This window comes from Brevibacterium zhoupengii, assembly GCF_021117425.1.
Classification (GTDB): Bacteria; Actinomycetota; Actinomycetes; order Actinomycetales; family Brevibacteriaceae; genus Brevibacterium; species Brevibacterium zhoupengii.
This window is the reverse complement of the sequence record NZ_CP088298.1, coordinates 2,978,739-2,992,552: the sequence shown is the minus strand read 5'-3', so window position 1 is coordinate 2,992,552 and position 13,814 is coordinate 2,978,739. Positions and strand designations below refer to the sequence as shown.

The 13,814-nt window shown below is 64.2% G+C and carries 12 protein-coding genes; 3 read left to right on the top strand and 9 right to left on the bottom strand.

Annotation, left to right across the window (positions count from 1 at the left end):
* Window positions 1-47: 47 nt before the first annotated feature.
* Entirely contained in the window at window positions 48-1,004 is a 957-nt protein-coding gene (locus LQ788_RS13595) for an aldose 1-epimerase family protein (RefSeq protein ID WP_231441814.1), read from the bottom strand.
* 179 nt (window positions 1,005-1,183) lie between these two features.
* On the opposite strand from LQ788_RS13595, the gene galT reads away from it, so the two are divergent.
* A complete protein-coding gene (gene galT / locus LQ788_RS13590; protein ID WP_231441813.1) occupies window positions 1,184-2,353 on the top strand; it encodes a galactose-1-phosphate uridylyltransferase in 1,170 nt (389 codons plus the stop codon).
* Entirely contained in the window at window positions 2,350-3,588 is a 1,239-nt protein-coding gene (gene galK / locus LQ788_RS13585; protein WP_231441812.1) for a galactokinase, read from the top strand. The genes galT and galK overlap by 4 nt, the downstream gene beginning before the upstream one ends.
* Before the next feature lie 62 nt (window positions 3,589-3,650).
* Here galK and LQ788_RS13580 read toward each other — a convergent pair whose 3' ends face one another.
* The 8 genes from LQ788_RS13580 to LQ788_RS13545 form a co-directional block, all read right to left on the bottom strand.
* Complete coding sequence (locus LQ788_RS13580; protein ID WP_231441811.1) at window positions 3,651-3,941, bottom strand: hypothetical protein; 291 nt, start codon at window positions 3,939-3,941, stop codon at window positions 3,651-3,653.
* Window positions 3,942-3,958: 17 nt separating this feature from the next.
* Window positions 3,959-5,656 carry a sodium:solute symporter family protein gene (locus LQ788_RS13575; protein ID WP_231447426.1) on the bottom strand — a complete coding sequence of 566 codons (1,698 nt, stop codon included), beginning with the start codon at window positions 5,654-5,656 and terminating at the stop codon, window positions 3,959-3,961.
* Window positions 5,657-5,770: 114 nt separating this feature from the next.
* Window positions 5,771-6,868 carry an ABC transporter permease gene (locus LQ788_RS13570; RefSeq protein ID WP_231441810.1) on the bottom strand — a complete coding sequence of 366 codons (1,098 nt, stop codon included), beginning with the start codon at window positions 6,866-6,868 and terminating at the stop codon, window positions 5,771-5,773.
* Window positions 6,865-7,833 carry an ABC transporter permease gene (locus LQ788_RS13565; RefSeq protein WP_231441809.1) on the bottom strand — a complete coding sequence of 323 codons (969 nt, stop codon included), beginning with the start codon at window positions 7,831-7,833 and terminating at the stop codon, window positions 6,865-6,867. The genes LQ788_RS13570 and LQ788_RS13565 overlap by 4 nt, the downstream gene beginning before the upstream one ends.
* Window positions 7,830-9,401 carry a sugar ABC transporter ATP-binding protein gene (locus LQ788_RS13560; RefSeq protein ID WP_231441808.1) on the bottom strand — a complete coding sequence of 524 codons (1,572 nt, stop codon included), beginning with the start codon at window positions 9,399-9,401 and terminating at the stop codon, window positions 7,830-7,832. Before LQ788_RS13560 ends, LQ788_RS13565 begins: the two co-directional genes overlap by 4 nt.
* 1 nt (window position 9,402) lies before the next feature.
* Window positions 9,403-10,491 carry an ABC transporter substrate-binding protein gene (locus LQ788_RS13555; protein ID WP_231441807.1) on the bottom strand — a complete coding sequence of 363 codons (1,089 nt, stop codon included), beginning with the start codon at window positions 10,489-10,491 and terminating at the stop codon, window positions 9,403-9,405.
* Window positions 10,492-10,614: 123 nt separating this feature from the next.
* Window positions 10,615-11,388: a DeoR/GlpR family DNA-binding transcription regulator gene (locus LQ788_RS13550; RefSeq protein WP_231441806.1), complete on the bottom strand. Its 774-nt coding sequence runs from the start codon at window positions 11,386-11,388 to the stop codon at window positions 10,615-10,617.
* A 10-nt stretch (window positions 11,389-11,398) separates the two neighbouring features.
* Complete coding sequence (locus LQ788_RS13545; RefSeq protein ID WP_009882470.1) at window positions 11,399-12,115, bottom strand: IclR family transcriptional regulator; 717 nt, start codon at window positions 12,113-12,115, stop codon at window positions 11,399-11,401.
* Window positions 12,116-12,313: 198 nt separating this feature from the next.
* On the opposite strand from LQ788_RS13545, the gene leuC reads away from it, so the two are divergent.
* Window positions 12,314-13,804: a 3-isopropylmalate dehydratase large subunit gene (leuC, locus tag LQ788_RS13540; protein ID WP_231441805.1), complete on the top strand. Its 1,491-nt coding sequence runs from the start codon at window positions 12,314-12,316 to the stop codon at window positions 13,802-13,804.
* The last annotated feature ends 10 nt before the right edge of the window (window positions 13,805-13,814 follow it).

Genomic DNA, 13,814 nt, shown 5'->3' with positions numbered 1-13,814 from the left:
CGATAGTCGCAACTTATCAGGGCAAGATGACTTTGCACCCGGAACTCTTAACGCAGAGCAATGCTCCATTCCATCCTGAGTTCACCCCGTGGTCCGATGACGTCGTAGTCCGAGCCAGTGGCAAAGGCGTTCGGTGGACACGTCATCGGTTCGATCGCGATCGCACGGCGCCGATGGTCCGCGCCGAGTTCGTCGCCGGTGCAGATCTGCCAGGTCCGGAAATGGTCATCCATACTGATAACGACCGTCCTGTCGTCGGCACCCTTCAACCGCACCCGCGACCACACGTGGTCATCGCGCTGAGGTGTGCCGAAGGCATCATCGAGCACAGTACGGCCCAAAGAGCGCAGTGCGCGGAAGTCCTTGCAGAGAAGGCAGCTCGCCTCGTTGAGCCCATGGTCGGCGGGGATGAAAGTCCCTGTGTCGAAGGGTCGGACCGCCTGGGGGATGAGCCTGTCGTCGGTCTCGAGCCAGGTGTCGGCCGGAATGAGAAGCTGAGCCTCATCGACGTGTTCCGCGCCCGGGTGGATCCAGGGATGAAAGCCGAGTCCGAATGGAGCCGGCTTCTGCCCGATGTTGCGTGCCAGAGTGCGGACCCGCAGCTCACCGCGGCCTGCATCCTCGCCCTCGTCGTCATGGCCGATGAGGGCGTATGTCACCGCGAGGGAGATTGCGAAGGGGTATCCCGGCAAGTCCGAGATTTCAGTGCACAGCGTCACCGAATCGGCATCGCGTGCGGACACCGTCCAGTCGACTTCGGCCACGAGGCCATGCAGGGCGGTGCTGCGGGAGGCTTCGGTGATGGGCAACTGGTGGGAGCGGCCCTTGAAGTCGTAGCGCCCATCGGCAATCCGGTTCGGCCACGGTGCCAGTACGGCGCCGTCGAAGGCGGACATCTCAACGACGACAGGACGATCGCCGACGGTGTAGTGAAGCAGAGCCGCACCGCGTGTGGACACGACCGCGCTGTCGTTGCCCTGAGTGAGCTCAATGGAACCGGACATGCGACTCCTGCGCAATTTGTGTGCGAATGTTCTGGTGTCCCAGAATTCTACGGCAGAACTGTGTTCTCCACTCATCAGATGTTAGCATTATGATCGAAAATGATCGGTTTTGGAGGGTTGATGAGCCAGCGTTGCATTTCTCATATCCACCGTCGCAGCGGTGAGTTCACAGGTCCCCGTTGAACACGCAGATCCGCAGGAACACCCTTGCCGACGGCCGAGAGATCCTGTTCTTCCACGACACCGATTCGCCAGCTGCGCCGTTAGCTGAGGACCAGCGCCCCGCGGAGCCGCGTCCCACCGGCGGCCAGCTGCGCTTCGACCTGCTCACCGGTGAGTGGGTGGCCGTAGCCACGCATCGCCAGTCGCGTACTCATCTTCCCATCGCCGCCGAATGCCCCCTCTGCCCGTCGGCACCGGGACGACCCACAGAGATTCCGGCAGCCGACTACGAGGTCGTGGTCTTCGAGAATCGTTTCCCGTCGCTGGGTCCTGGAATCGGTGCGGTCAGTGCCGATCCGAGCCATACCTTCGCCGAGGTGGCCTCGGAGACCGCCCTGAGGGCCCCGGCCCATGGACGCTGTGAGGTCGTCGTCTTCTCCTCCGAACACAACGGCTCGTTTGCCGACCTCGACACGGCGCGAGCCCGCACAGTCATCGACGCCTGGGCGAATCGGACGCGTGAGCTCGCCTCCTGCGTAGGGATCGAGCAGATTTTCGTGTTCGAGAACCGGGGCGAGGAGATCGGCGTGACGATGAATCATCCACACGGCCAGATCTACGCCTATCCCTATGTCACTCCACACACCAAGGTCACCTCGGCCCGGGCGGTCCAACACAGACGTGAGACGGGCCGAACACTGATGGCCGACATCCTCGCCTTCGAACGCCGATCCGGCGAGCGGATGGTTCTCGACTCCGCCCACTTCTCTGCCTTCGTGCCCTATGCGGCTCGATGGCCGGTCGAAGTCCATATCGTCCCGCATCGGCAGGTGCTGAGCATCGACGAACTCGACGAGACCGAACGCGAGGACCTCGCTCGCATCTACCCGGAGACCCTGCGAAGGATCGACGGCCTGTACTCCACACCGACTCCCTACATCGCGGCCTGGCATCAGGCGCCGGTCAACTGTGAGGACCGCGCCGCAGAGTGGCTGCATCTGGAGATCACCAGCCCCAGGCGTGCCGAGAACAAGCTGAAGTTCCTCGCCGGGTCCGAAGCGGCCATGGGCGCCTTCGTCGGAGACGTCTCCGCCGAGGAGACCGCAGCAAGGTTGCGCAACGTGCAACCGCGGTCGGCAGACTCGATGCGCGAGGCAACTACGACGAACGAGGACGGTCACCGATGAACGCGACTCACACTTCTGTCGGGCAGAGTCTGCGTGCCGAGTTCCAAGCGCTCTTCGGCTATCAGCCACTCGACTGCTTTCGTGCCCCAGGACGCGTCAACCTCATCGGCGAGCACACCGACTACAACGACGGATTCGTCCTGCCCATCGCCATTGACCGGGCTGTGCAGGTGGCCATCGGACGACGCACTGAAAGCCATGCGGACGCTCACGGATGTGGAACCGCGGCACCGCCAGCCCATGAGAACAGTATCCGCATCGTCTCCGACCATCGAGACGATCGGGGCCAGCGACTCACAGGCCAGTTCATCGCCGAGGACCTCGTGCCCGGAGTTCTTCCAGCGTGGCTCAACCATCCTGCGGGTGTCGTCGATGAGATCGCCAAGACGACAAGCACGGTTGTCGGCGGCATCGACCTCTATATCGAGTCGACGGTGCCAGTCGGTGCAGGACTGTCCTCGTCTCATGCCCTTGAGGTGGCGGTCCTCATCGCACTCGACGCGGTCTACGGTCTCGGTCTCGACGACCGAGAGAAGGTGCTGCTGACCCAGCGCGCCGAGAACGACTTCGTCGGTGCTCCCACAGGGATCGTCGATCAGGCCGCCTCCATCATGACCGAGGCCGGACACGCGCTCTTCCTCGACTGTCGTGACCTGCGATCTCGACAGATCCCCTTCGACCTCGACGCCGAGGGGCTGCGGCTGCTCGTCATCGATACCCGGGTGTCCCACTCCCACAGCGAAAGCGGCTACGGCGACCGGCGACGCACCTGCGAGGAAGCCGCCGGAATCCTCGGAGCCAACAGTCTGCGCGAACTCGACGAATCCGTCGACCTCAGTCCCCTCACCGAGGTGCAGCGGAAGCGAGTGCGACACGTCTTCAGCGAGAATGCCCGAGTCGCATCCACTGTCGAACTCCTGGAAGGAGAAGGCGGGGAGGGGCGCAGCATCCGCGGAATCGGTGAGCTCCTGCTTGCCTCTCACGATTCCTTGGCCCATGACTACGAGGTCTCCTGCGTCGAACTCGATGCCGCAGTCAGCGCGGCGATGTCAGCGGGAGCACTCGGAGCGAGGATGATCGGCGGCGGCTTCGGCGGATCGGCGATCGCACTTGTCGATACGGAGAAGGTCGACATGATCGCCGAGGCTGTCGTGGCCGAATTCTCCGACCGCGGTTTCCGTGCGCCCGATATCTTCGCCGTCGGCCCGGGGCCAGGCGCCGGCCGTATCGACTGAACAGACGCAGTTAGGCCGGTGCCGCACTCGCGCAGAGCGCGGTCGCGCTAGGCACGGTCGCGCTAGTCGCGGGGATCCGTGTCGGCCACCTCGGCCACCTCAGCTGCGTCATCGGCGATGATGCGAATCGGGCGCAGCTTGGCCCAGATGAGGAAGAATGCCGCGGTGAGGATGAGGCCGATTCCGGTCCAGAGGTTGGCATCGATTCCGCCGGTTCGCTCCGCCTCGTCGGGGGTGTAGCCGACGACGCCGGCGATGGTGAGGATGATCCCGAAGATCCCCAGCAGCACCCCGATGAAGTTACGGATGTCGAAGGCACCTGCGGTCTTGGTCAGTTCGTTTGCTGTGCTCATTGTTCTCACTTGCTCCTTCAGCCGAAGGCCACGTTGAGGATGATGACGAGGACCAGTGCCACGCCTGCGACAGGCACCGGGCGTTTCCAGATCGGAGGCTTCGGTTCGTTCAGATCCTCGAAGTCGGTCTTCGGGGTCTCCGAATAGACGAGCCCTCGCAGTTCATGGGCGGGCTTCGGTGTGGTCCTGAAGGTGACGATCACCGAGAGGACGATGTCGACGACGAAAGCCGTGCTGGCGGCGAGGAATGCCGCACCCTGGCCGGGCAGGTCGAACACGCCGGTCTCGCTGAGGACGAAGACGGCAACGGCGGAGAGAGTGCCGCCGACCAGACCGACCCAACCGGCAGTGGGGCTCATGCGCTTCCAGAACATACCGAGGATGAAGGTGGCGAACAGCGGCGCATTGAAGAAGCCGAACAGCGTCTGCAGATAGTCCATGAGGTTGGCGAAGTTGCCGGCGATGAGGGCGGTGAAGATCGCGACGATGCAGGCGCCGATCGTGGCGTAGCGACCGACCTTGAGGTAGTAGGAATCCTCCCGGTCCTTGACCACGTACTGCTGCCACAGGTCGTAGCTGAAGACCGTGTTGAACGCAGAGATGTTGGCAGCCATTCCGGCCATGAACGCGGCAAGCAGGCCGGCGATCGCCACGCCGAGGAGGCCGTTGGGCAGGACCTCGCGCATGAGCAGCAGGAGCGCATCGTTGTAGGTCACACCGGTTTGGGCCTGAGCGGTCGCCTCGTCGACGCTGGACGCGATCTGCTTGAACTTCGTCAGCTGAGTCACGAGCACTGCCGCGATCATTCCCGGGATGATGACGATGAACGGAATGAGCATCTTCGGGAAGGCACCGAGGATCGGCGTCAGTCGCGCGGCGTTGATGCTCTTCGAAGCCATGGCACGCTGGACCTCGACGAAGTTCGTCGTCCAGTAGCCGAAGGAGAGCACGAAGCCGAGCCCGAAGACGATCCCGACGACCGAGAGCACCGGGTTGGAGAAACCGGAGAGCTGCTCGCCTGGCCAGCTGCTGAGCTGCTCGGCCCCGAGCATGCCGTCATTGCTGACCTTCGCCACGAGGCCGTCCCAGCCGCCCACGCGGTTGAGGCCGATGATCGTCAGCGGCAGCAGGGCTGCGACGATGACGAAGAACTGCAGCACCTCGTTGTAGATGGCAGCGGTCAGTCCGCCGAGCGTGATGTAGGACAGGACGATGGCGGCGGCGACGACCAGGGCGATCCACAGCGGCCAGCCGAGGAGGCGATTGACGATCGTGCCGAGCAGGAAGAGATTGACGCCGGCGATGAGGATCTGAGCGACGGCGAAGGACAGCGCGTTGACGAGGTGGGCGCCGGTGCCGAAGCGCCTGCGCATGAACTCCGGGACGGATCTGACCTTCGAGCCGTAGTAGAACGGCATCATGACGACACCGAGGAAGAGCATCGCCGGGACGGCACCGATCCAGAAATAGTGCATCGTCGGCATGCCGTACTGCGCGCCGGTGGCCGACATACCCATGATCTCGACGGCACCGAGGTTGGCCGAGACGAAGGCCAATGCCGTCACCCAGGCCGGTAGGCTGCGCCCGGAGAGCAGGAACTCGATGCTCGAGGAGATGCCGCGCTTGGCGAACCAGCCGATTCCGAGAACGAATACGAAGTAGATCGCGATCAGCAGATAGTCGATCCACTGGGCGTCCAGACGGATGTCTTCCAAGGTTCCTCCAGCGTCTTCGGTGAATGGCTCCTTGTGGTTAAGCCACCTCAAATCGATACTTTAGAGGACAGATCGTCCGATCACCAGTGATCGAACATGAAAAGTTTTGATTGTTTATGATCGCTCGCTTGTGGGCGGGGATCCCTGCTCTGCTCTCGGCGTGTCGGAGGCACCCTCCTCGGTCTCGCCTCCGCGCCTGCGCTCTCGCTCCTTCGCCTGGACCCGTGAGAGGAGAACCTGCGCCACCGCGACGACGAGGAGGACAGCTCCGTTGACGACGGCCTGCCAGTTCGAATTCGTCAGCCCGAGGCGGTTGATGAGGTTGGCGACAACCTGCAGCAGCGTGACACCGACCAGAGAACCGACGACCGTGCCAGCGCCCCCGGTGAGCAGGGTCCCTCCCAGAACCACAGCGGCGATGGCGGTGAGCTCCAGGCCCACACCCAACGTTGTGACTCCGGAGGCCGTATATGAGGCCGTCAGGGCTCCGGCGAGACCGGCCATCGTGCCGCTGACCGCGTAGACGATGAGTGTGGAGCGCAGCACGGGCAGGCCCATCAGCCGAGCGGCATCGGGCTGACCTCCGATCGCCAGCAGCGTCGAGCCGTAGGAGGTCCGATGCAGGACGAGGACACCGATGGCGAAGAGAACCACGACGATCCAGACCGGATAGCCCAACCCCAGAAACGAACCGCGGCTGAGCTGGAGGAAAGCCGCCTCGGCGGGCACCTTGTACGTTTCAGACCCCTCCTGGGTCAGTGCCAGCAGCAGGCCCCGGGCGAACAGCAGTCCGGCCAAGGTGACGATGAACGCCGGGATCGATGTGCCGGCGATGATGGCGCCCTGGATCAGCCCGATGAGAGTGCACACGATGAGAGGGAGGACCACCGCAGCCAGGAAGCCGTACTGCGAAGCCCAGGCTGCAAGCACGCCGCCGAGGGCGAAGACCGATCCGACGGACAGATCGATACCGCCGGTGAAGATGACGAACGTCAGACCCAGAGCCAAGGGGGCGAGGAAAGCGGACTGCAGGGCGATCTGGGAAAGATTCCCCACCGAGGCGAATGACGGAAACGCGATTGATGTGATCACGACGAGTCCGAGCAGAATGGCCAGTGCACCGTTGCGCTGCGTCAGTCTGGCCAGCATCTCGATGCGTGAGCGATTGGTCTGATTGGCAGAGACCACATCGACGGGATCGGGCTTCGTCATGTTCTCCTCCTTCCGACTTGGAGTGCGACCGCGACGACGATCACGACGGCCTGGACCATCTGCGAGATGGAGTCCGCAACATTGTGGGAGACCAATGTGGAGACGATGAGCTGCATGAGCAGTGCGCCCCCGACGGTGCCGAGGACTCTGACTCGTCCGCCGTTCAACGATGTTCCGCCGATGACGACGGCCGCGATGGCCGAAAGCTCCATCAGCAGGCCTAGGGTGCGCGGGTCGCTGGCCTGTGACCGGGCGGCGACGAGGATCCCGGCGAAGGCTGCGAGCAGGCCGGAGAGGACATAGACGGTGACGAGCACCGATTTGATCCGGATGCCGGCAAGTTCGGCCGCGCGTTTGTTGCCGCCGATCGCCTCGATCATGACTCCGAACGAGGTTCGGCGCATGAAGAAGCCGACAACGATGACGAACACGATCGCGCTGAGCACCGAATAGGGCACGCCCAGCAGGGAACCTGTGCCCAGGACCGCGAGGCCGGGATCGGAGAGGTTCTTGATCTCACCGCCGATGACGTTGGCCAGACCCCGTCCGCCGATGAGGACGGCGAGGGTGGCAACGATCGGTTGGAGTCCGAAATGGGACACGAGGAGGCCGATCATCAGCCCGCTGAGCCCGCCGGCGACGATGCCGATGATGATCGCCGGCAGCGTCCCGTAGCCGATGTAGAGCGGCATGACAGCAGCCGACAGGGCCATGACGCTGCCGACGGAGAGATCGATGCCCTTCGTGCCGATGACCATCGCCATCCCCAGGGCGACGATGAGCACCGGAGCGGTCTGGATCAGCTGGAGGCGCAGATTGGACACGGTGAGGAAGTGCGGGGTGATGATGACGTTGACGATCACGAGCAGGGCAAGGGCGAGGTAGACACCGTAGGAGGCGATCCACGTGCGCACCGAGGTCGACCGCTTCACCGGCGCCGAGGTGGTGGCTGTGGCAGTCGTCATTCCTGACCTCCCGAGACCAGAGACTGCAGGAGGCGCGTGTTGTCGACCTCGTCGCCGGTGAGGATCTCGCTGATCTCACCATCTCGCAGTACGATGACGGATTCGGATCCGGCCACGAGTTCTTCTGTCTCCGAGGAGATGAGGACGACGGCCATCCCTCGATCGGCGAGCTCGTCGATGAGTGCTTGGACTTCCTGCTTGGCTCCGACGTCGATTCCACGGGTGGGTTCGTCGAGGAGGAAGACTGCTGGTTCGGTGGCCAGCCACCTGGCGATGAGGACCTTCTGCTGGTTGCCTCCCGAGAGCTCCGAGATGAGCTGTTTCGGCGAAGCAACCTTGATGCCCAGACGGTCGATGTAGGTGTCGACGAGTTCGTCGATCTTCTTCTGCGACAGCACTCCGGCCCTGGATACGCGGGGCAGGATGCCGAGGACGATGTTGTCGCGGACGGAGAGCTCGGGCACGATGCCCTCGGACTTGCGGTCTTCGGAGAGCAGGGCGATACCGGCCTTCAGAGCCGCGGGCACCGATTGCCGTCGAATGGGTGCCCCTTTGACGGTGATCGAACCGGCGCTCGTGTCGAGGGCGCCGTAGATCGCCTTGACGGTTTCGCTGCGTCCAGACCCCAACAGTCCGGCCAAGCCGATGATCTCACCAGCCCGGACACGGACGTCCACGTCGTGCAGACGGCCTGGAGCATTGAGTCCGCTGGCCTCGAGCACCACCTCGGCGGTGGGGGAGTCGTCTGCAGCGGAGGGGGAGTCCTCCGTAAACGAGGTCACTCCGTGCGCGGCGATGTCACGTCCGAGCATGGCCGAGATGAGGGACCGGCGATCGAGGTCGGCCATCGCTCCGGTGTGCACGACCTCACCGTCGCGGAGGATCGTGACCTCGTCGCAGAGCTCCCACAGTTCGTCGAGGCGGTGGGAGACGAAGACGATCCCCGCACCCTGGTCCCGAAGCCGGCGTGCGACTCCGAAGAGGACGTCGACCTCCCTGCGTTCAAGTGAGGACGTCGGCTCGTCCATGATGATGACCTTCGCCTCGGTGGTCACGGCCCGCGCCAGCGCGATCATCTGCTGGACCCCCAACCCCAACGCACCCAGCTCGGCGGTCACGTCGACGTCGATGCCCAGGTCGGACACCACCTCGGCGGCACGCGAATTCAGAGCCTTGAGGTCGATGAGTCCCAGGCGTGTGCGAGGCTCGCGGCCGAGGAAGATGTTGCGTGCGACCGAGAGCAGGGGGACGAGGTTGACCTCCTGATAGACGGTCGAAATTCCCGCGTCCTGAGCCTGGGACGGATGATTGAACGACACCGGGTTCCCGGCAAGTTCGATGCTGCCGGAATCTGCCTGATAGACCCCGGTCAGTGACTTGATCAGGGTCGACTTCCCGGCCCCGTTCTCACCCACGATCGTGTGGATGGTCCCGGGGCCGAGCACGAAGTCGACATCGCGGAGCACGTGCACACCGGAGAAGGACTTGTTCAGTCCACGCGCAGACAGCACAGGCTGGGTTGCCGGTGCAGACTGAGCCTCGGCCGAGGACGATCCGGGCTCTGCCACGTCAGAATGCCTGTCCGACCTGCTTTTCAGCATTGTCGGGGGTGTATTCGCCGTCCTTGATGATGATGTCCTCCGGGATTTTCTCACCCTCGTAGAACTTCGTCAGAGTGTCGAACACCAGGGGCCCGAACCGAGGGTTGGACTCGATGACAGCGTTGTACTTGCCGTCGACAATCGCCTCCACCGCGTTCTTCGTGCCGTCGATGGATACGATCTTGACCTCATCTCCCGGCGTCTTGCCCGCTTCCTGAATCGCGGCCATCGCGCCCAGGCCCTCCTCGTCGTTGAAGGCGTAGACGGCGTTGATGTCGGGGTTCGACTGGAGGAGCTGAGCCGTGACCTCCTGGCCCTCGGACCGTGAGGCATTGGCCGTCTGCTCAGCGACGATCTCGATGTCGGGGTACTCGGCCTTGACCTGGTCCTTGAACCCCTTCTGCCGACCATCGGTGACGTTGTTGCCGGAGGGCCCGAGCAGAACCGCGACCTTGGCCTTTTCGTCTGTGGCCTTCGCCAGAGCGTCGGCGGCGCGCTCGCCCTGTTTGACGAAGTCCGAGCCGATGAACGTGAGGTAGTCGTCGCAGGACTTGTTGGTCACTTTGCGGTCGATGGTGACCACGGGAACCTTCTTGTCCTTGGCCGCCTTGAGCGCAGAGTCCAGGCCGTCGGAGTTGACCGGGGCGATGACCAGTGCCTTGATGCCCTGGCTGAGCAGATTCTCGATGTCGCTGATCTGCTTAGGCAGCTCATTGTTGGCATTGGTGACCACGAGATCTGATCCCGCCTCTTTGGCCGCGTCCTTGAGCGACTTCGTCTCTGCGGCTCTGAAGCTCGCCGAGTCCGGTTCGGACTGGGAGAAGCCGATCTTCGCCCCTTTGAGGTCGATCTTGTCGACTCCGTAGTCGTCCATAGTGCAGGTGGGGCCCGAAGAGCCGGCGCTGTCGGCGGCCTGTGCGGCCTCGCCGCTGCTCGTCGGCTCGGATGTCGAACCTTCGTTCGTGCAGCCGGACAATAGGAGGGCACCCGCTGCCGCGACTGCGGAGACGCGGAATGCGGTGGCCCGGAGGACTGTACTCGATGCTGTGATTTTCATAGGTACCTCTTTTGTCCTGCACGGCGCCATCGCCGCGACTGATCAAAAGTTATCAGAATCACAACAAAACAATCAAGAAGTGACGCCCGATCGTCATCAGATCGAGAGATTGAGGTTCCCCGGCTAACTCGCGGTGGTGGTGGCCACCTCGACTTCGACCCCCGCGGTGCGCAGGGCATCGAGTTCGGAGTCATCACTGCCCGAATCCGTGATCAACTGGTCGATCTCCTCTGTCGGCACGGTGAGGACGGATGAGCGCAGCCCGACCTTTGTGTGGTCGACGAGGGCGGTGACCTGCCCGGCACCTGTGGCCATGGCACGGTCGGTATCGGCCACGGGGAAGGCTGGGGTGGAGAGGCCGAAGTCCGCGGCCAGACCGTTGCCGGAGAGGAAGACTGTATCGGCCCTCAGGCCAAGCAGCTGTGAGACCGTGCCGCCGCCGACGAAGGCGCGGATCGAATGTCGCAGGATTCCGCCGACGACGATGACTTCGATATCGGGGGAGGAGACCATCGCCTCGGCGACGAGGAGGGAGTTGGTCACGATGCGGATGCCCGAGCGTCCGCTGAGCTCCTTGGCCAGGAGCTCGGTCGTGGTGCCGGGCCCCAGGGCGACCACGTCGCCGGAGCGCACATGCTTGGCCGCGGCTCGGGCGATTGCTGACTTCTCGGCCAGGGCCTGTTCGAGCTTCTCCGCGTAGCTCGACTCGCGCGCGCTGGAGAAGGGGACTGCCCCACCGTGGGTGCGGGTCAGGCGGCCTTCGTCGGCGAGCTGATCGAGATCGCGACGGATCGTCACGGCCGAGGTCTCCAGCCGTTCGGACAGAGCGGAGATGGATACCGCGCCGTCGCGTTCGATCGTCTCGATGATCACATTGCGTCGTTGGGCAGCGATCATGGTGTCGTCCTCAGCCTCTGATGAGAGCTTCGCTCAGGGTTCGAGCCGCTTCGATGATGGACTTCGCGTGCAGACGTCCGGGCTGACGTGTCAGGCGATCCACGGGGCCGGAGATCGACACTGCGGCCACGACGCGGTTGCTGGGTCCGCGCACGGGGGCGGAGACAGAGGCAACGCCCCGTTCACGTTCGGCAATCGACTGGGCCCAGCCTCGGCGACGGACACCGGAGAGCATGGTGGCGGAGAAGCGAGCTCCGCGCAGACCGGTGTGGAGGCGGTCGGGCTCCTCCCAGGCCAGGAGGACCTGGGCGGCAGAGCCGGCGCGCATGCTCAGGGTGGCGCCGATCGGCACCGAGTCGCGCAGGCCCACTGGGCGTTCGGCGGCAGCCACGCACAGGCGCAGGTCGCCCTGGCGGCGGAAGAGCTGCGCGGACTCGCCGGTCTGGTCGCGCAGCTGGCCGAGTACCGGTCCGGCCGCGGCGAGCAGGCGATCCTCGCCGGCTGCGGAAGACAACTCGGCCAGGCGTGGGCCGAGGACGAAGCGGCCCTGCAGATCACGACCGACGATGCGATGGAATTCGAGTGCAACAGCCAGGCGGTGGGCAGTGGGTCGGGCGAGTCCGGTCAGTGAGACCAGTTCGGCCAGTGAAGCGGGTCCGGCCTCGAGGGCGGAGAGAACCATTGCGGCCTTGTCGATGACTCCGACGCCGCTACCATTGCTTGTCATAGATACCATTGTGCGCGTCTCAGTGGGCGAGATGCAAGTTCGAAATGCGATACGGACGAGTAGGTTTCCTGTACACACTCGTTGAGACAGCCTTGCGCACTCGCCGAGTCACCAATTCGAATGTCACAGACGCTGCGGACTCGCGGACGTCGCAGCAGTAAGCACGTACAGGCAATCCCTGTATTGGCGGGAGGAATCATGCCACGCACTCTGGCCGAGAAGGTCTGGGCCGATCACGTCGTATCCCTGGGCGAAGACGGTGCGCCCGACCTCATCTACATCGACCTCCACCTCGTCCATGAGGTCACCAGCCCGCAGGCATTCGACGGACTCCGACTCGCCGGGCGCCCGGTGCGCCGCCCCGACCTGACGATCGCGACGGAGGACCACAACACTCCGACCTGGGACATCGACAAGCCCATCGCCGAACCCACCTCCGCCACGCAGATCGAGACTCTGCGCAAGAACACGAAGGAGTTCGGGATCCGGCTGCACAGCCTCGGCGATGCCGATCAGGGCATCGTCCACGTCGTGGGCCCACAGCTGGGCCTGACCCAGCCGGGCACCACCGTCGTCTGCGGTGACTCCCACACCTCCACCCATGGTGCCTTCGGTGCGCTGGCACTGGGCATCGGCACCTCCGAGGTCGAGCATGTGCTGGCCACCCAGACACTGAGCCTCAAGGCATTCAAGACGATGTCGATCACGGTCGACGGCGAACTGCCCGAAGGGTCGAGTGCCAAAGACATCATCCTCGCCATCATCGCGAAGATCGGCACCGGCGGCGGGCAGGGCTATGTGCTCGAGTACCGCGGCTCGGCGATCCGGGCGCTGTCGATGGAAGCACGGATGACCATCTGCAACATGTCGATCGAGGCCGGCGCCCGTGCCGGCATGGTCGCCCCCGATGAGACGACCTTCGACTACGTCAAAGGCCGTCCGCATGCACCCGAGGGCGAGGACTGGGATGCGGCGGTCGAATACTGGAAGACCCTGTACACCGACGAGGGCGCCACGTTCGACCATGAGGTCGTGCTCGAAGCCAAGGACATCGAACCGTTCGTCACCTGGGGAACCAACCCCGGACAAGGACTGCCGCTGTCGGCCTCCGTGCCCTCACCCGATGACTTCGCCGACGAGAACGACAAGGCCTCGGCCGCCAACGCTCTGGCCTACATGGGCCTGACGCCGGGCACCCCGCTGCGCGAGATCGAGGTGGACACCGTGTTCCTGGGTTCGTGCACGAACTCACGCATCGAAGACCTGCGTGCCGCCGCCGAGGTGGTCCGCGGCCGGAAGAAGGCCGAGAACGTCCGCTTCATGGTCGTTCCCGGATCCGCCAAGGTCCGCCTCCAGGCCGAGGACGAGGGCCTCGACACGATTTTCAAGGACTTCGGGGGAGAGTGGCGTTTCGCCGGCTGCTCGATGTGCCTGGGCATGAACCCGGACCAGCTGGCCGACGGTGAACGCTGTGCCTCGACCTCGAACCGCAACTTTGAGGGCCGACAGGGCAAGGGCGGTCGCACCCACCTCGTGTCGCCACTCGTGGCAGCGGCCACCGCCGTGCGCGGAACGCTGTCCTCACCCGGTGACGTCAAGGACCTGCCCCGCGACGCCGAACCGGTGGCGTGGACAGACGATAAGCCCACCTTGACACTGACACCCACCCCCACCTCGGCGAACGCGTAAGGAGACCGAC